Source organism: Galactobacter valiniphilus (assembly GCF_003575975.1).
GTDB lineage: Bacteria > Actinomycetota > Actinomycetes > Actinomycetales > Micrococcaceae > Galactobacter > Galactobacter valiniphilus.
Window position 1 is genome coordinate 23876 of record NZ_QQXK01000006.1, and the last position, 20140, is coordinate 44015.

Annotated in this window: 17 protein-coding genes; 13 read left to right on the top strand and 4 right to left on the bottom strand. The window is 70.4% G+C overall.

Annotation, left to right across the window (positions count from 1 at the left end; translation table 11 throughout):
* Positions 1-3 precede the first annotated feature (3 nt).
* The 7 genes from DWB68_RS04085 to nrdR all read left to right on the top strand — a co-directional run bounded on the left by DWB68_RS04085 (position 4) and on the right by nrdR (position 8486).
* Positions 4-309: a YggT family protein gene (locus DWB68_RS04085; RefSeq protein ID WP_119423873.1), complete on the top strand. Its 306-nt coding sequence runs from the start codon at positions 4-6 to the stop codon at positions 307-309.
* A 168-nt stretch (positions 310-477) separates the two neighbouring features.
* Positions 478-1194, top strand: a complete 717-nt coding sequence (locus tag DWB68_RS04090; RefSeq protein WP_119423874.1) for a DivIVA domain-containing protein — start codon at positions 478-480, stop codon at positions 1192-1194.
* Positions 1195-1352: 158 nt separating this feature from the next.
* The gene (gene lspA / locus DWB68_RS04095) at positions 1353-1916 is read left to right on the top strand and encodes a signal peptidase II (RefSeq protein WP_119423875.1); all 564 of its coding nucleotides are present in this window, start codon (positions 1353-1355) and stop codon (positions 1914-1916) included.
* Positions 1913-2836: an RluA family pseudouridine synthase gene (locus DWB68_RS04100; RefSeq protein WP_119423876.1), complete on the top strand. Its 924-nt coding sequence runs from the start codon at positions 1913-1915 to the stop codon at positions 2834-2836. Before lspA ends, DWB68_RS04100 begins: the two co-directional genes overlap by 4 nt.
* A 56-nt stretch (positions 2837-2892) precedes the next feature.
* The gene (gene dnaE, locus DWB68_RS04105; RefSeq protein ID WP_119423877.1) at positions 2893-6459 is read left to right on the top strand and encodes a DNA polymerase III subunit alpha; all 3567 of its coding nucleotides are present in this window, start codon (positions 2893-2895) and stop codon (positions 6457-6459) included.
* Positions 6460-6549: 90 nt separating this feature from the next.
* Complete coding sequence (hisD, locus tag DWB68_RS04110; protein ID WP_119423878.1) at positions 6550-7902, top strand: histidinol dehydrogenase; 1353 nt, start codon at positions 6550-6552, stop codon at positions 7900-7902.
* Positions 7903-8000: 98 nt separating this feature from the next.
* Positions 8001-8486 carry a transcriptional regulator NrdR gene (gene nrdR, locus DWB68_RS04115; RefSeq protein WP_119423879.1) on the top strand — a complete coding sequence of 162 codons (486 nt, stop codon included), beginning with the start codon at positions 8001-8003 and terminating at the stop codon, positions 8484-8486.
* 237 nt (positions 8487-8723) lie between these two features.
* Here nrdR and ppgK read toward each other — a convergent pair whose 3' ends face one another.
* Positions 8724-9554: a polyphosphate--glucose phosphotransferase gene (ppgK, locus tag DWB68_RS04120; protein WP_119423880.1), complete on the bottom strand. Its 831-nt coding sequence runs from the start codon at positions 9552-9554 to the stop codon at positions 8724-8726.
* Positions 9555-9593: 39 nt separating this feature from the next.
* On the bottom strand, positions 9594-10478 hold the full coding sequence (gene map, locus DWB68_RS04125) for a type I methionyl aminopeptidase (protein ID WP_119423881.1): 885 nt from the start codon (positions 10476-10478) through the stop codon (positions 9594-9596).
* A gap of 159 nt (positions 10479-10637) precedes the next feature.
* Between map and DWB68_RS04130 the strand changes: the two genes are divergently transcribed.
* From DWB68_RS04130 to DWB68_RS04150, 5 genes are all read left to right on the top strand, one after another.
* Complete coding sequence (locus tag DWB68_RS04130) at positions 10638-10826, top strand: SPOR domain-containing protein (protein ID WP_119423882.1); 189 nt, start codon at positions 10638-10640, stop codon at positions 10824-10826.
* Between the two features lie 150 nt (positions 10827-10976).
* Positions 10977-12317 carry a type I glutamate--ammonia ligase gene (gene glnA, locus DWB68_RS04135; RefSeq protein ID WP_119423883.1) on the top strand — a complete coding sequence of 447 codons (1341 nt, stop codon included), beginning with the start codon at positions 10977-10979 and terminating at the stop codon, positions 12315-12317.
* Positions 12318-12319: 2 nt separating this feature from the next.
* Entirely contained in the window at positions 12320-15352 is a 3033-nt protein-coding gene (locus DWB68_RS04140) for a bifunctional [glutamine synthetase] adenylyltransferase/[glutamine synthetase]-adenylyl-L-tyrosine phosphorylase (protein ID WP_119423884.1), read from the top strand.
* Positions 15349-16686, top strand: coding sequence for an anthranilate synthase component I family protein (locus tag DWB68_RS04145; protein WP_119423885.1), 1338 nt, complete (start codon positions 15349-15351; stop codon positions 16684-16686). Before DWB68_RS04140 ends, DWB68_RS04145 begins: the two co-directional genes overlap by 4 nt.
* A 90-nt stretch (positions 16687-16776) precedes the next feature.
* Positions 16777-16977 carry a hypothetical protein gene (locus DWB68_RS04150; protein WP_119423886.1) on the top strand — a complete coding sequence of 67 codons (201 nt, stop codon included), beginning with the start codon at positions 16777-16779 and terminating at the stop codon, positions 16975-16977.
* A gap of 80 nt (positions 16978-17057) precedes the next feature.
* Here the strand turns inward: DWB68_RS04150 and glnA (DWB68_RS04155) are convergent, their stop codons facing one another.
* Entirely contained in the window at positions 17058-18482 is a 1425-nt protein-coding gene (gene glnA, locus DWB68_RS04155; protein ID WP_119423887.1) for a type I glutamate--ammonia ligase, read from the bottom strand.
* Between the two features lie 169 nt (positions 18483-18651).
* On the opposite strand from glnA (DWB68_RS04155), the gene DWB68_RS04160 reads away from it, so the two are divergent.
* Positions 18652-19113, top strand: coding sequence for an RDD family protein (locus DWB68_RS04160; RefSeq protein ID WP_119423888.1), 462 nt, complete (start codon positions 18652-18654; stop codon positions 19111-19113).
* Positions 19114-19326: 213 nt separating this feature from the next.
* Here the strand turns inward: DWB68_RS04160 and DWB68_RS04165 are convergent, their stop codons facing one another.
* Positions 19327-20112 carry a DUF4191 family protein gene (locus DWB68_RS04165; RefSeq protein WP_119423889.1) on the bottom strand — a complete coding sequence of 262 codons (786 nt, stop codon included), beginning with the start codon at positions 20110-20112 and terminating at the stop codon, positions 19327-19329.
* Positions 20113-20140 lie beyond the last annotated feature (28 nt).

The following is a 20140-nucleotide window of genomic DNA, read 5'->3' on the forward strand; positions in this document are numbered from 1 at the left end:
ACGATGTCAACCACGGGCGCCATTCTGGGTCTGGTGTACTTCCTGCTCACGGTGATTATGTTGCTGCTGATGGCACGCATCGTGGTGGACTTCGTGCAGCTCTTCGCCCGCTCCTGGCGGCCCCAGGGTGCGGCTTTGGTCTTCGCGTCGACGGTCTACCGCACCACGGATCCGCCGCTGAAGTGGGTCCGCCGGATCATCCCGCCGCTGAACCTCGGCGGGATGCGCCTTGACCTCTCCTTCATCGTTGTTTTCTTTGTCGTCTCGATCCTTCAACGCATCGTGTTGAGCATCGGACAAAACCTGTAGCAGCCAGCGAGATTTCCCCCGCAGGTGCACGAAAGGTCACGGGCCCGTTATATAGTCGGCTTGAGTGGCATCGGGCGCGGGGGCAGCTAGCAAGGCCCCAACGTCCAACCGTTACGGTGTCGCTTCCCGCGGCATCGACCAACGTATCCAACTATCGAGGTGACCCCGATGGCTCTGACGCCAGATGATGTAGTCAACAAGCGATTCCAGCCAACCAAGTTTCGCGAGGGCTACGACCAGGACGAGGTTGACGACTTCCTGGATGAGGTTGTCGAAGAACTTCGTCGCCTGAACAAGGAGAACGACGAGCTGCGCGTGCAGCTGGCGGATTGCCAGGCCGGCAAGCCCGTCCAGGCCGCCGAGCCGGTTCCGGCCCCCGTTGCCGCCGTGCCCGAGGCCGCCGCCGAGGAGCCGAAGGCCGAGGAGCCCGAGGTCAAGGAAGCCGCGCCCGTCGCGGAGCCCGCCCCGGTCGCCGCCCCCGTCGTCTCCGCTCCCGTCGCTCCGGCCGCCGCTGCCGCCCCGGCCGCTTCCTCGGCCGAGAACGCCGCCGGCGTCCTCGCGATGGCCCAGAAGCTGCACGACGAGTACGTCACCGCCGGCGCCACCGAGCGCGATCGCCTGGTGGGCGAGGCCCAGGACAAGGCCGCCGGCCTCGTGTCCGAGGCCGAGGCCGCCGCTCGCAAGACGACCCAGGACGCCGAGGAGACCAAGCGCAAGACGCTGGCCGAGCTCGAGCGTCAGAAGTCCGGCCTGGAGACCCAGATCGAGAAGCTGCGTGGCTTCGAGCGCGATTACCGCTCGCGTCTGCGCACCTACATCCAGGGCCAGCTGAAGGATCTCGAGTCCGCCGCGATGATCGGCGACGAGTCCTCCTCGGCCAACTGAGCCCGTCCCGGCATCCGCCGGGCACCGCTCACGACGACGGCGCCATCGCACCAGGTGCGATGGCGCCGTCGTCTGTGTCTGGTCCAGCCCAGCTCCCGGACCAGGCCCCCACCCGTTCCCTGCCGCCCTCCCCACGCGCAACAGAAGGACACCCCCGTATGAGCGCCACGCCGCCCCCCTCCACCGCTCACGCTCCGGCGAGCTTTGGCCGGGTCGCCCTGCTCGCCGCGATCGTGGCGGTCATCGGCTACGGGCTCGACCAGTTCACGAAGTACCTCGTGGTGACGCGCATGGAACTCCTCGAGCGGATCGAGATCATCCCCGGGGTGCTGCGCTGGTACTCGATTCGTAACTCGGGCGCCGCCTTCTCCATGGGCGAGGGCTACACCTGGGTGTTCACGATCTTCATGGCCATCGTGGCCGTCGGCGTGCTGGTCTTCCTCCCGCGCGTGCGGTCCCGCCTCTGGGCGCTGGCCCTCGGCGGCCTCTTCGCCGGCACCATGGGCAATCTGACCGATCGCCTCTTCCAGCCGCCGGGCAACGGCATGGGCCACGTCGTCGACTTCATCTCCGTCGGCAACTTCGCGATCTTCAACATCGCCGACTCGCTCATCGTCTGCTCCGTCATCTCCGTGGTGCTGCTGCTGTGGACCGGGGTCCCGGTCACCGGCGGCCCGCGCGTCACCGCTTCCGACGACGAGCGACCGGCTACTGAGGCATGAGCGCCCAGGAGAGCGAGCTCTCGCTCGACCCGGAGCAGATCGACGGCTCCGCCCGGGTCGACGCGATCGTGGCGCAGGCCGCCGAGGTGTCGCGGGCCGTGGCCGCCGCGTGGATCGCGGAGGGGCGCGTGAGCGTCGACGGCCGCACCGCTGCCAAGTCCGCCCGCCCGCGGGCCGGCGCGAGCGTCGTCGTGCGCGTGCCGGCCCCCACGAGCTTCACGGAGGAGCACATGATCGACCTTCCGGTCCTCTACGAGGACGAGCATCTCATCGTCATCGACAAGCCGGTCGGCGTCGCGGCGCACCCCTCGCCTGGCTGGACGGGCCCCACCGTGTCCGGCCAGCTCGTGGCCCAGGGCGTGTCGATCTCCACCTCCGGCGCCGCCGAGCGTCAGGGCATCGTCCACCGCCTCGATGTGGGCACCTCCGGCGCCATGGCCGTGGCCAAGTCCGAGCGCGCCTACTCCGGCCTCAAGCAGGCCTTCCACGACCGCACGCCCACGAAGGTCTACCACGCAGTGGTCCAGGGCCTGCCCGAGCCGCTCAAGGGCACCATCGATGCGCCCATCGGCCGCCACCCGGGGGCCAGCTGGCGCTTTGCCGTGGTGGAGGACGGCCGCCACGCCGTGACGCACTACGAGGTGCTCGAGGCCTTCGGCCGCGCGAGCCTTGTGGAGGTGCACCTGGAGACGGGCCGCACCCACCAGATTCGCGTGCACTTCTCGGCCCTGCACCACGCCCTCGTGGGCGATCAGCAGTACGGCGCCGACCCCAAGGTCGCCGCCGAGCTGGGGCTGACACGCCAGTGGCTGCACGCCTACCGGCTGGGCTTTGATCACCCGGTGCGCGGCGGGCGCGTGGAGGTCGAGGCGCCGTACCCGAACGATCTGATCTCCTCGCTCGAGCTGTTGCGCGGCTAGCGGAGCCGCCCGCGCCGGGTGGGCGTGGCGTCGGCTCCTCGCACTAGGATGGAGCGGTGCCAGGCAGCCTTGATGACGGATTCGTCCACCTTCACACCCATACCGAGTACTCCATGCTCGACGGCGCCGCGCGCGTCAGCGATCTCTTCGCCGAGGCCCATCGCCTCGGCATGGATTCCATGGCCATCACGGACCACGGATACCTCTTCGGTGCCTTCGACTTCTGGAACAAGGCCAAGGGGGCCGGGATCCGGCCCATCCTCGGCATCGAGGCCTATGTCACCCCGGGCACGGCGCGCGGCGACAAGACCCGCGTGCGCTGGGGCGAGGAGCACCAGCGCAGCGACGACGTCTCCGGTGGCGGCGCCTACACCCACATGACGATGTGGGCCTCGAACAACGAGGGCTGGCAGAACCTGACCCGCGCGGCCTCCGTTGCCTCGCTCGACTCGGTGTTCGGCAAGTGGCCGCGCTTCGACCGCGAGCTCATCTCCCAGAACTCCAAGGGCCTCATCGCCACGACCGGCTGCCCCTCGGGCGAGGTGCAGACGCGCCTGCGCCTGGGTCAGTACGACGAGGCGGTGCGAGCGGCGGCCGAGTACCAGGACATCTTCGGCAAGGAGAACTACTTCTGCGAGCTGATGGACCACGGTCTCGACATCGAGAACCGGGTCCGCCAGGACCTGCTGCGTCTCTCGAAGCAGCTCAAGATCCCGCTCGTGGCGACCAACGATCTGCACTACACCCACGAGCACGACGCCAAGGCCCACGAGGCGCTGCTCGCCATCCAGTCCGGCTCCACGCTGCTGGAGCCCAGCTACGACCAGGGCGGCAGCCGCTTCGCCTTCTCCGGCACCGGCTACTACCTGAAGTCCCCGCGCGAGATGCGCGAGCTCTTCCGCGATCTGCCCGAGGCGTGCGATAACACACTGCTCATCGCCGAGCGCTGCGAGGTGGACTTCGATCAGACCATCGGCAAGTACATGCCCAAGTTCCCCACGCCCGAGGGCGAGGACGAGACCTCCTGGATCATCAAGGAGGTCGACAAGGGGCTGCACTACCGCTACCCGGACGGCGTCCCGGAGGCTTCGCGCAAGCAGGCAGACTACGAGCTCGACATCATCATCAAGATGGGCTTCCCCGGCTACTTCCTCGTCGTGGCCGACTTCATCAACTGGTCCAAGGACCACGGCGTGCGCGTGGGCCCCGGCCGCGGTTCTGGCGCAGGTTCCATGGTGGCCTACGCCATGCGCATCACCGACCTCGATCCGCTCGAGCACGGCCTGATCTTCGAGCGCTTCCTCAACCCAGAGCGCATCTCCATGCCCGACTTCGACGTCGACTTCGATGATCGTCGCCGCGCCGAGACCATCCACTACGTGACCGAGAAGTACGGGGCCGACAAGGTCTCGATGATCGTCACGTACGGCTCCATCAAGACCAAGCAGGCGCTCAAGGACTCCTCGCGCGTGCTCGGCTTCCCCTTCTCCATGGGCGAACAGCTGACCAAGGCCCTGCCTCCGGCCATCATGGCCAAGGACATCGCGCTGGCCGACATCGAGAATCCGGAGGCCAAGCGCTACGGCGAGGCCGGCGACTTCCGCGAACTGCTCGGCACCGATCCCGACGCCCGCAAGGTCTTCGACACGGCGCTGGGCCTCGAGGGCCTCAAGCGCCAGTGGGGCGTGCACGCGGCGGGCGTGATCATGTCCTCGGACCCGATCATCGACGTCGTGCCGATCATGCGCCGCATCCAGGACGGCCAGGTCATCACGCAGTGGGACTACCCCATCTGCGAGTCCCTCGGCCTGATCAAGATGGACTTCCTGGGCCTGCGCAACCTGACGATCATTTCCGACGCCCTCGAGAACATCAAGAAGAACACGGGCGACGAGATCGACCTCGAGCGCCTGGCCGTCGACGACGCCGAGGCGTACAAGCTGCTCGCGCGCGGCGACACCCTGGGCGTGTTCCAGCTCGACGGCGGGCCCATGCGCTCGCTGCTGCGCCTCATGCGCCCGGATAACTTCGAAGACATCTCGGCCGTCATCGCGCTGTATCGCCCGGGTCCCATGGGCGCGGACTCGCACACCAACTACGCCCTGCGCAAGAACGATCTGCAGGAGAAGACGCCGATCCACCCCGAGCTGGCCGAGCCGCTCGCGGACATCCTCGACACGACCTTCGGCCTGATCGTGTATCAGGAGCAGGTCATGGCCATCGCGCAGAAGGTGGCCGGCTACTCGCTCGGCCAGGCCGACCTGCTGCGCCGCGCCATGGGCAAGAAGAAGAAGTCGGAGCTGGACAAGCAGTACGCCGGCTTCCACCAGGGCATGATCGATCGCGGCTTCTCCGAGGCCGCCATCAAGGCGCTTTGGGACATCCTGCTCCCGTTCTCCGACTACGCGTTCAACAAGGCCCACTCGGCCGCGTACGGACTGGTCTCCTACTGGACCGCCTACTTCAAGGCGCACTACCCGGCCGAGTACATGGCGGCCCTGCTGACCTCGGTGGGCGACGACAAGGACAAGTCGGCGCTGTACCTGAACGAGTGTCGCCACATGGGCATCGAGGTGCTGGCCCCCGACGTCAACGAGTCCGACCTGACCTTCACCCCGGTCGGCCGCGACATCCGCTTCGGCATGGGCGCCATCCGCAACGTCGGCGCCAACGTCGTGGACGCCCTCGTGGGCGCCCGCAACGAGAAGGGCCGCTTCGAGTCCTTCTCCGACTTCCTCGACAAGGTCCCGGCCGTGGTGTGCAACAAGCGCACCATCGAGTCGCTCATCAAGGCCGGCGCCTTCGACTCCCTCGGCGCCACGCGCCGTTCGCTCCTGCGCATCCACGAGGAGGCGGTGGACGCCGCCGTCGGCCTCAAGCGCAACGAGGCGGCGAACCAGTTCGACCTCTTCTCCGCCGCCGGGGACGACTCGCTCTCGAGCGCCCTCGAGGTCGAGGTGCCGGATCTGCCGGAGTGGGACAAGAAGGACAAGCTGGGCTTCGAGCGCGAGATGCTCGGCCTCTACGTCTCCGATCACCCGCTCAAGGGTCTCGATGATCTCCTGGCTTCGCAGGCGGACATGCCGGTGAACCGCGTCATCGCCGAGGACGGTCCGCAGGACGGCCACTCGGTCACGATCGCCGGCATGATCTCCGGCCTGCAGCGCCGCGTGGCCAAGTCCTCCGGCAACCCGTACGCCAAGTGCGAGATCGAGGACCTCTCCGGTTCCATGGAGGTCATGTTCTTCGGGCAGGCCTACCAGCCCATCGCCACGGTGCTCGCCGAGGACCTGATTGTGGTCGTCAAGGGGCGCGTGCAGCGCCGCGACGACGGTTCCATCTCGCTGTCGGCGCAGGAGCTGCGCATCCCGGACATCGTGGAGGACGGCACCTCGGGGCCCGTGACGCTGAGCCTGCCGACGCACAAGGCGACCGAGGACGTCATCCGCAAGCTCGGCGACGTGCTGCGCGCCCATCACGGTCAGTCCGAGGTGCGTGTGAAGCTGCTCGGCACGCACTCCACGGAGGTCATGCGCCTGGGCGGGGCGTTCCGCGTGAACCCCAACCCGGCCCTGTTCGGCGACCTCAAGGTGCTGCTCGGCCCCAGCTGCCTCGACAACTGAGGCCGCCGCGCGCCGGGGTGCCACCGCACGCCCCGCTCCCGCCCGTCACACGGGCCGGGAACGGGGCGTGCGCGCGCCTAAACTGGGGGAGTGAGTGAGCAAGCCCCGAGCATCCTGTCCGTCACCGACTTCTCCGCGAGCCAGCCGAGCGATCGCGAGTTGCGCGACGCCCTGCCGCGCCTGCATCAGGGCGATGGCGCCGGCCCGCGCGAGGCGGTCGAGGCCATCCTCGCCGAGGTGAAGCAGCGCGGCGCCGCCGCGGTCCAGGAGTTCTCCGAGCGCTTCGATGGTTCCCGCCCGCCGCTGTTGCGCGTGCCGCAGGAGGCCATGACCGAGGCCCTGGCCACGCTGGAGCCCAGCATCCGCGAGGCCCTCGAGGCCTCGATCGCCCGCGCGCGTGCCTTTGCTGCCGCCCACCGCCCGCAGGACGTGACGAGCGAGTTCGGCCCGGACGCCTCCGTCACGATGCGCTGGGTGCCCGTGAGCCGCGTTGGCCTCTACGTGCCGGGCGGCCTCGCCGTGTACCCCTCCTCCGTGGTGATGAACGTGGTCCCGGCCCAGGAGGCCGGCGTGAGCTCCGTTGCCCTCGCCTCGCCGCCGGCCCGCGACGGCTCCGGCCTGCCGCACCCCACGATCCTCGCCGCCGCCGAACTGCTGGGCGTCACCGAGGTCTACGCCATGGGCGGCGCGCAGGCCATCGCTGCCTTCGCCTACGGCCTCGAGGCCGACGCCGAGGCCGGCCTGCCGCAGGCCCTCGAGCCGGTGCAGCTCGTCACGGGCCCGGGCAACAAGTTTGTCGCCACGGCCAAGGGCCTGCTCAAGGGCATCGTGGGCATCGACGCGGAGGCCGGGCCCACCGAGATCGCCATCATCGCCGACGCCGGCGCGAACCCCGAGTTCGTCGCCGCCGACCTCATCTCCCAGGCCGAGCACGACCCGGACGCCGCGGCCTTCCTCATCACGGATTCGGCCGAGCTGGTCGATGCCGTGCGCGGCCCGCTGGAGCGCCAGGTCGCCGCGACCAAGCACAGCGAGCGCGTGCGCACAGCCCTCACCGGAGAGCAGTCCGGCATCCTGCTCGTCGCCGATCTGGACACCGCGATCCGCGCCGCCAATCTCTACGCGGCCGAGCACCTGGAGATCCACACCGCCGACCCGGACGCCGTCGCTGCGAGGATCGTCAACGCCGGCGCCGTGTTCGTGGGGGAGTACTCGCCCGTCTCGCTGGGCGACTACTCCGCCGGGTCCAACCACGTGCTGCCCACGCTCGGGACCGGCACGCACGCCTCCGGCCTGAACACCACGACCTTCCTGAAGGCCGTGCAGGAGATCCGTTACGGGCGCGAGGGCCTCGCGGGGGTGGCCAAGCACGTGCGCGTGCTCTCGGACGCCGAGGACCTCCCGGCCCACGGAGACGCCGTGGACGTGCGTCGCACCGTGTAAATTTGGGGGCGGACCCGCCGCGCGAGCGGGGGTCCGCCGCGTCGTCCGGCTCAGGGCGACGGCCCAGAAGACCCGAGAGTGCAAAGGAGCGCGAGAGCGTGTTCTGCCCGTACTGCCGCAATCCCGACTCCCGCGTGGTGGATTCCCGTGTGAGCGATGACGGCCTGGCGATTCGCCGCCGGCGCCAGTGCAGCGCGTGCTCCCGCCGCTTCACGACCCTGGAGACCGCGAGCCTCTCCGTGCTCAAGCGCTCCGGCGTGGCCGAGCCGTTCTCCCGCGCCAAGATCATCAACGGCGTGCGCAAGGCCTGCCAGGGCCGGCCCGTCTCCGACGACGATCTGGCGATGCTGGCCCAGGAGGTCGAGGAGACGATCCGCGGCGACGGCGCGGCCGAGGTCGACGCGCACCGCGTTGGCCTGGCGATCCTCGCCCCCTTGCGCCGCCTGGACCAGGTGGCCTACCTTCGCTTTGCGAGCGTCTACCAGGACTTCGAGACCCTCGAGGACTTCGAGCGGGCCATCGAGACCCTGCGCGAGGATCACGAGGACGCGGCCCCGCGTCAGCGCCCGCTCACGGCGCGCTGAGTGCACTGGGCGCGCCGGGCGTACAGGGAGCCAGCGGCTCCCACGCCCGGCGGACGTCACCGACGCTCGCCCGCTGACGGCACCACCCGCCGTCGGGCATGAAGAAGGGCCGGCCACTGGCCGGCCCACACAGCAGGACCCCACCGCCTCCGGCGGCGGCCCGGGAGGGGAAGCCCGGACCGCCGCCGGTTTTTTCTGCCCGACGGCGGTCGACCGGCTCCCAGCGGAACCCGAGGGCTACGCCTCGGCCGGCTCCTCGGCGGCGTCGTGCTTGGCCGCCTTGGCAGCCGCCTTCTCCTGCACGCCGGCCTGGAGCGCCGCGCCCACGATGCCCGCGTTGTTCTTGAGCTTGGCCGGGATGATCGGCGTCTTGAGCTTCAGCTGCGGCAGGAAGTCCTCGCTGCGCTTGGAGATGCCACCGCCCACGATGAACAGGCGCGGGGAGAAGAGGAACTCCACGTGGGAGAAGTACTGCTGCAGGCGCTGCGCGTACTGATCCCAGTCCAGCTCGAGGCGCTCGCGGGCCGAAGCGGAGGCCTGCGACTCGGCGTCCGTGCCGTTCATCTCGAGGTGGCCCAGCTCCGTGTTGGGAACCAGGCGGCCGTCGTTGACCATGGCCGAGCCGATGCCGGTGCCGAGGGTGATGGTCAGGACCACGCCGGGGGTGTCCTTGCCCGCGCCGAAGCGCGCCTCGGCGAGGCCGGCCGCGTCGGCGTCGTTCATGAGGTGAACGGGGCGGCCGAGGACGCGGGTGAAGAGCGCGTCGGCGTTGGTGCCGATCCAGCTCTTGTCCACGTTGGCGGCGGAGAGCGTGACGCCGTCCACGACGATGGACGGGAAGGTCACGCCGACCGGGGAGTCGAGGGCCGGGGCGTCCTCGCGGGAGTCGAGCTCGGCGACCACCTCGGCCACGACCGCGGCGACGGCCTCGGGGGTGGCGGGCTGCGGCGTGGGGATGCGGAAGCGCTCACCCACGAGCTTGCCCTTCTTCAAGTCGACGATGCCGCCCTTGATACCGGTGCCACCGATGTCGATGCCGATGCCAAAACGGTGTGCCTGCTGCGCCATGGGGGTGTGCTGTCCTTTCGGGAACGGGATCCGACCGCGTCAGAGCGCGGTGCTGGGAAGGGTGAGGATCTCCGCCCCGTCGTCGTTGACGAGGAGGGTGTGCTCAAACTGGGCGGTGAGGGAGGCGTCCTTCGTGACGGCCGTCCAGCCGTCCTCCCAGAGCTCCCAGTCGATGCCGCCGAGCGTGAGCATCGGCTCGATAGTAAACACCATGCCGGGCTCGATCACGTCAGCGTAGCCGGGCGCGGCGTCGTAGTGCGGAACGATGAGGCCAGTGTGAAAGGCCTCGCCGACCCCGTGGCCGGTGAAATCGCGGACCACGCCGAGGCCGTGGCGCTTGGCGTAGACCTCGATCGTGCGGCCGATGACGTTGATCTCGCGGCCCGGCTTCACGGCGCGGATGGCGCGGCGCAGGGCCTCGCGGGTGTGCTCCACGAGCGCGCGGGCCGGTTCGGAGACGTCGCCGGCCAGGAAGGTCGCGTTGGTGTCGCCGTGCACGCCGTCGAGGTAAGCGGTGATGTCGATGTTGACGATGTCGCCGTCCTGGATGACGGTGCTGTCCGGGATGCCGTGGCAGATGACCTCGTTGAGCGAGGTGCACAGCGACTTGGGGAAGCCGCGGTAGCCCAGGGTGGAGGGATAGGCGCCGCGCTCGATGAGGTACTGGTGGCCGATCGCATCCAGCTCGTCGGTCGTGACGCCGGGGGCGATGGCCGCGCCGACGGCCTGGAGGGCGTCCGCCGCGAGCGCCGAGGCGGCGCGGATGCGGCGCTGGGTGTCGGCGTCCTTGACCTCGGAGCCCGTGAAGGGCGTGGGGCCCGGCTTGCCCACGTACTCGGGGCGGGCGATGGAGGATGGGACGGGGCGGGGCCGTGAGAGCGCTCCCGCGGTGAGCGGGCCGCGAGCGGCGGTGACGACGGACATGCCCTCGATTCTAGGGGACGTGGGCTCCTTGGCCCCCTTAGGGCTCTGACCAGGGCACGACGGCGCCGCGCCGGTTGGCGCGGGGCCCTTCCTTCGGGCGCGGGGCTGGCTAGGCTGGGCGCGAAGGAACACATCGGTACGAGCAGGGGAGCTACGGGCATGGACGCCAACTTGGACGCCAACGAGGGCAACTACTGGTACAACGTCAACACCCACGAGGTGGAGGTGGGCCCGCAGTCCGACTGGACGCAGCTCATCGGCCCCTACGCCACGCGCGCCGACGCCGAGGCGGCGCTGGCGAAGGTCAAGGCCAACAACGAGGCCTGGGACGAGGACGAGGAGTCCTGAGACCGGCGCTTTGTTTCGTCGCGGTGAACGCTGGCCCGGAAGTGCGACTTCTGGGCCGGTTCACTGTGCGGCGCCGGATAGAGTGAGAAACGCGCCCATCCGCGGGCGTGCACAGCATCAACATCTTCAGCAGAACAAGGCGGGAGAGGCATGGATCGTCAGCAAGAGTTCGTCCTGCGCACCATCGAGGAGCGCGACGTTCGATTCGTCCGCCTGTGGTTCACGGACGTGGCAGGGTCGCTCAAGTCGATCGCCCTGGCCCCGGCCGAGGTGGAGGGGGCCTTCTCCGAGGGGCTTGGCTTCGACGGCTCCGCCATCGAGGGCCTCTCGCGCATCTCCGAGGCGGACATGCTGCTGCGTCCGGACCCGTCCACCTTCCAGATCCTGCCCTGGCGCGGCGAGGTCGAGCCGACGAGCCGCATGTTCTGCGACATCCTGACGCCGGACGGCGAGCCCGCCACCGCCGACCCGCGCAACGTGCTGCGCCGCCAGCTCGAGGTCGCCGCCGACATGGGCTTCACGGCCTACACGCACCCGGAGGTGGAGTTTTACCTCCTGAAGTCCGAGGAGCTCGGGGCCGATGGCCAGCCGCGCCCCGTTGACCACGGCGGCTACTTCGACCACGTCCCGGGCGGCGTGGGCCAGGACTTCCGCCGCCAAGCGGTCATGATGCTGGAGGCCGTGGGCGTCTCGGTGGAGTTCAGCCACCACGAGAACGGCCCGGGCCAGAACGAGATCGACCTGCGCTACGCGGACGCGCTCACCACGGCGGATAACCTCATGACCTTCCGCACCGTGGTCAAGGAGGTCGCCCTGCAGCAGGGCATCTACGCGACCTTCATGCCCAAGCCCTTCGCCCAGCACCCGGGCTCCGGCATGCATACGCACTTCTCGCTCTTCGAGGGCGATCGCAACGCCTTCTTCGAGGCCGGCCAGGAATACCAGCTCTCGCAGACGGCGCGCCAGTTCATCGCCGGCATCCTCAAGCACGCCCCCGAGTTCACGGCCGTCACGAACCAGTTCGTGAACTCCTACAAGCGCATGTGGGGCGACGGCGAGGCCCCGAGCCACGTCTCCTGGGGCCACAACAACCGCTCCGCCTTGGTCCGCGTGCCGCTCTACAAGCCCGACAAGGGTCAGAGCGCCCGCGTGGAGTACCGCGGCATCGACTCCGCCTGCAACCCGTACCTGGCCTACGCCGTGGTGTTGGGCGCCGGCCTCAAGGGCATCCGCGAGGGCTACGAGCTCGGCCCGGCCGCCGAGGACGATGTCTGGAGCCTCACCACGGCCGAGCGCCGCGCCCTCGGCCACGACCCGCTGCCCGGCTCGTTGCACGACGCGATCCGCGCCATGGAGAACTCCGAGCTCATCGCCGAGATCCTCGGCGAGCAGGTCTTCGACGCCTTCCTGCGCAACAAGGCGGACGAGTGGGACGCGTACCGCCACGACGTGAGCCCCTTCGAGCTGAACCGCTACCTCGGCATCCTCTGATAGTGGCTCTCTCGAGGCGCCAGCTCATCGCCGCCGGCCTGCTCGACGTCGAGCGGGCCGAGCGGCTGCTCGGCTCGCGCGAGTTTGAGGGCGCCGACCCCGAACGCCTCGTCAAGGGCCTGGCGCTCGCTGCCGACCCCGACCAGGCGCTCATGGGGCTGCTGCGCATCGCCGAGCGCGAGCCCCGCGTGGTGGAACTGGCCGACGACGTCATGGCCCACCACCCGCTGTTCCGCCTCCTGGGCGCCTCCGAGGCGCTCGGCGACTTCCTCGCCCGGCATCCGGAGCACCTGGGTCTGCTGGCGCTGACGCGCGAGCTGGAGTTCATCGCCGCCGACGCGGAGCACCTTCGCTCGGAGCTGCTCGTGGCGGTCGGCGCCGATCCGGCCGCCGACACCCCCGTGGCGAGCCTCGTGGGGACGGACGGTGCCGCGGCGCTGCGCGTGGCCTACCGCGCAGCGCTCGTCGACCTCGCGACGCGCGACGTGTGCGCGGCCGACCCCACGGCCGCCGTGGGCTGGGTGGCCGTGGAGCTTGCCGACCTCGCCGCCGCGGCGGTGGAGGGCGCGCTCGCGATCGCGCGCGCCGAGGTGGCGGCCGCCCACCCGGGCCTTGACCTGGACGCCGTGCGCCTCGCGGTCATCGGCATGGGCAAGTGCGGCGCCCGCGAGCTCAACTACATCTCCGACGTCGACGTCATCTACGTCCACTCGACGCGCGAGGGCACCGACGAGGCGACCGAGGCCGCCGCGTCGACGCTCGCCGCCCAGCTCATCAAGGCGACCACCAAGGCCGTCTCCTCGCCCGGCGTCGAACCCGCCCTGTGGGAGCTGGACGCCAACCTGCGCCCCGAGGGCAAGGACGGCGCGCTCTCGCGCACCCTCGAATCCCACGTGAGCTACTGGAAGCGCTGGGCCCACGACTGGGAGTTCCAGGCCCTGCTCAAGGCCCGCACCATCGCGGGCGACCGGGCGCTCGGCGAGGCCTACGAGGCCGAGGCGGCTCCCTTCATCTGGTCCTCCTCGCAGCGCCCCGGCTTCGTGGAGTCGGTGCAGCACATGCGCCAGCGCGTCACCGACAACATCCCAGCGGCCGAGGTGGACCGGCAGATCAAGCTGGGCCCCGGCGGCCTGCGCGACGTCGAGTTCACGGTCCAGCTGCTCCAGCTGGTCCACGGACGCATCGACGACACCCTGCACGTGCGCGGAACCCTTCCTGCGCTCAAGGCCCTCTCCAAATCGGCCTATATCTCGCGCGAGGACGCCAAGGACTTCGGCCGCGACTACCGCCAGCTGCGCCTGCTTGAACACCGCATCCAGCTCAAGCACATGCGCCGCACCCACCTCATGCCCACGGCCGGCGCGCAGCTGCGCGTCCTCGCCCGCGGCGTGGTCGAGGTCGGCGCCAAGGACCTCACGAGCGCCGACGACGTCCTGAAGCTCTGGCAGGGAACCAAGCGTCGCGTGCGCGGCCTGCACCAGAAGCTCTTCTTCCGCCCCCTGCTCTCCACCGCGGCGCGGCTCGGCGATGACGAGGTGCGCCTGAGCCCCGAGGCGGCGCAGGCCCGCCTCGCGGCGCTCGGCTACGCGGACCCCCGCCAGGCCATGGCGCACATCGAGGCGCTCACCGCCGGCGTGAGCCGCTCGGCGACCCTGCAGCGCCAACTCCTGCCGGTGCTGCTCGGCTGGATGGCCGAGGGTGTCGACGCGGACGCCGCGCTGCTTGGCTTCCGCCGGCTCTCCGAATCGCTCGGCACCACGCACTGGTTCCTGGCGATGCTGCGCGATTCGCCGGCCGGCGCCGAGCGCCTGTGCCGCATCCTCGGCACCTCCCGCATGGCCACGGACCTGCTCGAGGTCTCGCCAGAGGCCACGGCGTGGCTCGGCGACGACGCCGAGCTGGTGCCGCGCAGCGTCAAGAAGCTCTGGAACGAGATCTCCTCGAAGCTGGACCGCCACGCGAGCGATCCCGAGGCGGGCATGCGCCTCGTGCGCCTGCTGCGCCGCCGCGAGCAGCTGCGCATCGCGCTGGCCGACGGCGCTGACCTGCTCGGGGCCGAGGGCGTGGGCCACGCCCTCGCCGACGTCGACCGCGCCACGATCCTCGGTGCGCTCCGGGTGGCCGAGCAGCAGGAATACGCGGAGAACGGCGAGCTGACCCGCCTGCTCGTGGTGGCCATGGGGCGCCAGGGCGGCCGCGAGATCGGCTACGGCTCCGACGCCGATGTGCTCTACGTGCACCGGCCGCTGGAGGGTGCCCCCGAGGAGGAGGCCGCCGCGCAGGCCCTGCGCCTGGCCCACGCCGTCGGCGCGCTCCTGCAGCGCCCGCTCACCCCGGCGGTGCAGGCCGAGCGCCGGCTGCAGCTGGACGCCGATCTGCGTCCGGAGGGCCGCCAGGGAGCGCTCGTGCGCACCCTGGATTCCTACCGCGAGTACTACGAGCGCTGGGCCGTGACGTGGGAGCGCCAGGCGCTACTGCGCGCGCGCCCGCTGGCCGGCGATGACTCCCTCGCCGAGGCCTTCGTCGAGGCCATCGATCCGGTGCGCTACGAGCGCGGGCTGAGCGAGGCCCAGACCATGGAGATCCGCCGCATGAAGGCGCGCGTCGAGGGGGAACGGCTCCCGCGCGGCGCCGACCCGAAGCGCCACCTCAAGCTTGGCCCGGGCGGGCTCTCCGACGTCGAGTGGGTGGCCCAGACGCTCCAGCTGCGCCACGCGGCCGAGGTCCCGGCCCTGCGCGTGACCGGCACGCTCGACGCCCTGCGAGCGGCCACCGACGCTGGCCTGCTGGCCCCCGAGGCGGCACGCGCCCTCGAGGACGCCTGGCTGCTCGCCACCGACGCCCGCTCCGCGGTGGTGGCCTGCACCGGCCGCGCCTCCGATTCGCTGCCCACCAACCGCCAGGAGCTGCGGGCCGTGGCCCAGTGGACGGGCTACGGCAAGGACCGGGCCGCGGCGCTCGAGGAGGACTGGATGCGCACCGCGCGCCACGCCCGGGCCGCGTTCGAGGCCTTCTTCTATCCGGACGCGTCGTGAACCCCCTGCCCCCGCCGGATGCCCCGGCGCTCTACGCCCGCGCGCTCTGGGAGGCCGGCGCCGACCAGGCCTGGTTCGAGGACGCCTCCGCCGGGGTCTCCGTCGTCGGCACGGGGGAGCGCGTGAGCGTGGGGGAGTGGGAGGCCGCCATGGCCGCCCTGCCCGCCGGCACCGCCGCCTCCGAGCCCGGCCTCGGCTGGGTGGGCTTCATTGACTTCGCCTGGATGCTGGGCCGCTTGGGCCTCGGCGCGGTGAACGAGCCGGCCACGTCCTTCCTCCGCGTGCGCGGCGCCCTCCGCTTCGAGGCGGGGGAGGCCCGCTGGGTCCAGGAGGTCGCACCCGGCGGAACGGCCTCGGCCAGGCACGACGACGCCCGCCCGGGCCGGGCGGCGGAGCTCGCCTCCCAGCGTGCCGCCGCCGAGGCCCTGCTGCGCGCGGCCCTGGAGGCCGCCCCCACGGGGCGAGCGGGCGGCGTCGGGCCCTCGGACCCTGCCGAGGCGTCGCGGGCGCCCCTGGCGCCCGTGTGGCGCGGCGACGGCGAGAGCTACGCCCGCGCGGTGCGGGAGATCCTCGCGCGCATCGCCGACGGCGACGCCTACGTGGTCTGCCTGACCACCGCCGTCGATGTGCCCGGCGCGTTCGACGGGCTCGAGACGTTCCTCGCGCTGCGCGCGGCGCACCCCACGCACCACCTGGGCCTGATCCGCATTGGCGAGCTGTGCCTCGTCGCCGCTTCGCCCGAGCTCTTCCTGCGCGTGGACGGCGACGGCACCGCGACTACCGTCCCGATCAAGGGCACGCGGCCCCGCGGCGCGACGCGTGAGGAGGACGCCCGGCTCGCCGAAGAGCTCGCGGCGGATCCCAAGGAGTTGGCCGAGAACCTCATGGTCGTGGACGTGGCGCGCAACGACCTCTCGCGCGTGTGCGAGCCGGGCTCGGTGGCCGTGCCGCGCTTCCGCGAGGTGGAGAGCTACCCGGCGGTGTACCAGCTCGTCTCCGAGGTCCGCGGGCGCCTGCGCCGCGGCGTGAGCGTCCTCGAGGTGCTCGCCTCGCTTGCGCCGGGCACGTCCATGACGGGGGCTCCGAAGCGCCGTGCGGCACAGATCGCTGCTTCGCTGGAGCCGGGCGGCCGCGGGGTGTACTCGGGCGCGTTCGGCTGGATCGGCTCCGGCGGCGGCCTCGACCTCGCCATGAGCATCCGCTGCGCCGTCATCACGCCGGAGCGCGCCATGATCGGCGTGGGCGGCGGCATCACGGCCGACTCCGTGCCGGCGGCCGAGTGGGCCGAGGCCCAGCTCAAGGCCCGCGCTACGCTCGCGGCCCTGCGGCGGTAAGACTCTGCCCGGGGCACGGAGAGTACCTACCGCGCGAGTCATCCCTGCGGGCGACGCGAGCGCGGCGGTTCTGATGATGGGCTGGAGGGCATGAGCAAATCTTCCTCAACGTCCCTCGCCCTCGGCCTGGGCTTCGCGGTGATCGGCTTCGGCGTGGGCGCCGGCAGCAGGAACTGGGCGGTCGCCCTGCCCTTCATCGTCATCGGCGCGGTGTTCGCCTTCGGGTGGTTCGGAAGAGGCGACGAGGAAGACGAAGCTGAGCCGGAGGACCCGACGCCTCCGCGCTCCTGAACCCACGCCCTAGCCACGCCAAACGGCGCCCCTCCCACAAAAGGGGAGGAGCGCCGTCGTGCTGTCTGGCGGACTGAGGATCAGACGCCGTAGTACAGCTGGAACTCGAGCGGGGACACGCGCGCGGAGAGCGGGGTGACCTCGTTGTCGTACTTGTAGTCGATCCAGGTCTGGATCAGGTCCTCGGTGAAGACGTCGCCGGCGAGCAGGAACTCGTGGTCCTCGCGCAGGGCCTCGAGGGCCTCGGCCAGGGAGCCCGGGGCCTTCTGGATGTCCTTGGCCTCCTCGGCGGGCAGCTCGTAGAGGTCCTTGTCGATCGGCTCCGCGGGCTCGATGCGGTTGCGGATGCCGTCGATGCCGGCCATGAGCTGGGCGGCGAAGGCGAGGTACGGGTTCGAGGACGCGTCGGGGGCACGGAACTCGAGGCGCTTGGCCTTGGGGTTGGAGCCCGTGATCGGGATGCGGATGCCGGCGGAGCGGTTGCCCTGCGAGTACACCATGTTGACCGGGGCCTCGAAGCCCTTCACGAGGCGCTTGTAGGAGTTCACCGTGGGGTTGGTGAAGGCCAGGACGGCGGAGGCGTGCTTGAGCAGGCCGCCGATGTACCAGCGCGCGGTGTCGGAGAGGTTGGCGTAGCCCTTCTCGTCGTAGAAGAGCGGCTCGCCGCCGTTCCACAGCGACTGGTGGCAGTGCATGCCGGAACCGTTGTCATCGTGCAGCGGCTTGGGCATGAAGGTGGCGGACTTGCCCCACTCGTTTGCCACGTTCTTGACGATGTACTTGAACTTCAGCAGGTCGTCGGCCGCGTGGGTCAGCGTGTTGAACTTGTAGTTGATCTCGGCCTGGCCGGCGGCGCCCACCTCGTGGTGGGAACGCTCGACCTCGAGGCCGGCGGCGTCCAGCTGCAGGCAGATCTCGTCGCGCAGGTCGGCCTGCTTGTCGAACGGGGCCACCGGGAAGTAGCCGCCCTTGATGGGGGTCTTGTAGCCCTGGTTGCCACCCTCCTCGACGCGGCCCGTGTTCCACGGGGCCTCGATCGAGTCGACGGTGAAGAAGGAGTTGTGCGAGTCCGTGTTGTAGCGCACGTCATCGAAGATGAAGAACTCGGCCTCGGGGGCGAAGAACGCGGTATCGGCGATGCCGGTGGAGGCCAGGTAGGCCTCGGCACGCTCGGCCACGCCGCGGGGATCGCGGTGGTAGGGATCGCCCGTGCGGGGGTTCACGATCGAGAAGTTCATGGCCAGGGTCTTCTCCTGGCGGAACGGATCCAGGAAGGCCGTCTTCACGTCCGGGATCAGCTGCATGTCGGACTCGGCGATGCCCTGGAAACCGCGGATGGAGGAACCATCGAAGAGCTGGCCGTTCACGAAGAAGTCGGCGTCGACGGACTTGGCCGGCACGTTGAAGTGCTGCTGCACGCCCGGCAGATCGGTGAAGCGAATGTCGACGAACTTGACGTCCTCGTCCTTGATGAACGCGAGGACTTCCTCGGGGCTGGTGAACACGAGTGGCTCCTGTGTCGAGAGAGTGGCTGTCCGGGCTTGGAATCCCGTTTGCGGTTCCAACTCTACGAAGTTGCGGTGACTTGGGGGTGTCTCGGGTGTTTCCGACGTGTAACACTGGCGCGGCCGGCCCGAAATGGGGAAACTGTCCCGCTCACCTAGAATGGGGGGCATGACTGAGAAGGATCCAGAGCGCATCACCCGGGCCGATCTCGGTTCGTGGATCTCCGGCCCGCCGCAGCTGAACACGCAGGCGTACCCGGGGCAGCGGATGGGCCGCCCGCAGGCCGGCCCCGGATCCATCGCCCGCTGGGGCCGCCGCATCGTGGCGATCCTCATCGACTGGGCCCTCGCCTACGTGATCTCCCTGGTCTTCTGGGGCGGCAACGAGTGGGTCACCCTGAGCCTCTTCGCCGCCATGACGCTGCTGGGCGTGTGCCTGTTCGGCCACAGCATCGGCCACCGCCTGTTGGGCATGCAGGTCCAGAAGCTCAACGGCACCGCCGCCCGCCCGCTCGACGGCCTGATCCGCACCCTGCTGGTGCTGCTCGTGGTCCCGCCGTTCATCCAGGACGCCGACACCCGCGGCCTGCACGACCGCGCCCGCGGCACCATCCTGGTGCGCATCCGCTAGTCCTCACCGCGTGAAGGCCGTGGGCCGCCCAGCACCGGCTGCCCACGGCCTTTTGTGATGCCCGACGGCGGGTGCCCGCCCCGCGCGGGCGGCGCGCCTCGCTGGGGCCGGGCCCCGCGCCGTCGGGCGGTGAAGGACCCCCGACAACGACGGTGGGCCGCCTCCCCGAACAGGGAGGCGGCCCACCGAGTGGTCTGTGGCCAAGCGTGCGGATCAGCGCCCGCGCATGGCCTTGCGGTTAGGGCGCAGGCGCGTGGGGTCGATGCCCTTGGGGATCGGCGGCTGGTTCAGGCGCAGGGTGCTCAGGCGCTTGTCCACCGCGGCCACCTCCTGGCGCGTGATGGACTTCTTGATGCCCTTGGCGGTCTTGCGGACCTTGGCGAGCTCCACCTGGTCCTCGTGCTGACCGGAGTTGATGATGGTGACCGGCACGTTCTTCACGGCGCGCGTGATGTCGCGCTTGGCGCCCTCGACGAGCGAACGCACGCGGGTCGTGGGGCCCTCGGTGACGAGGACGACGCCCTGGCGACCGATGGCCATGTAGACGAGGTCCTGTGTGCGCGGGGAGATCGCGATGGGCTCGTCCTTGACGATCCAGCCGCGGCCCAGCGTGGACAGGGCGGCGCCGGCGGCACCGGGGCGACCGGCCATGCGGGCGAACGCGACGCCCTCGGCGCGGCGGTTCATGTACAGGGTGGCCAGGAAGAAGCCGACCACCAGGCCGAGGATCATCCACAGGACCCAGCCGCCGAGCAGCAGGCCTAGGCCAGCGCCCACGGCACCGGCACCGAGGAAGATCGCCAGCATGATCCACGGAAGGGCCGGCTCCTCCTCGCGGGTCATCTTGAAGACCTGGCCGATCTGGGCCCACCGGCCGTCACCGCCGCCGTTCTTCTTGCGTTCCTTCTTGGCGATCTTGGCCGCCTGCTTCTCTTCCTTCTGCTGAGCACGCAGTCGGGCGATCTGCTCCTGGGCGGTTGCGTCGAGTTTCTTGGCCATAGCGGCACGAGTCTACCGGAGCCGGGGC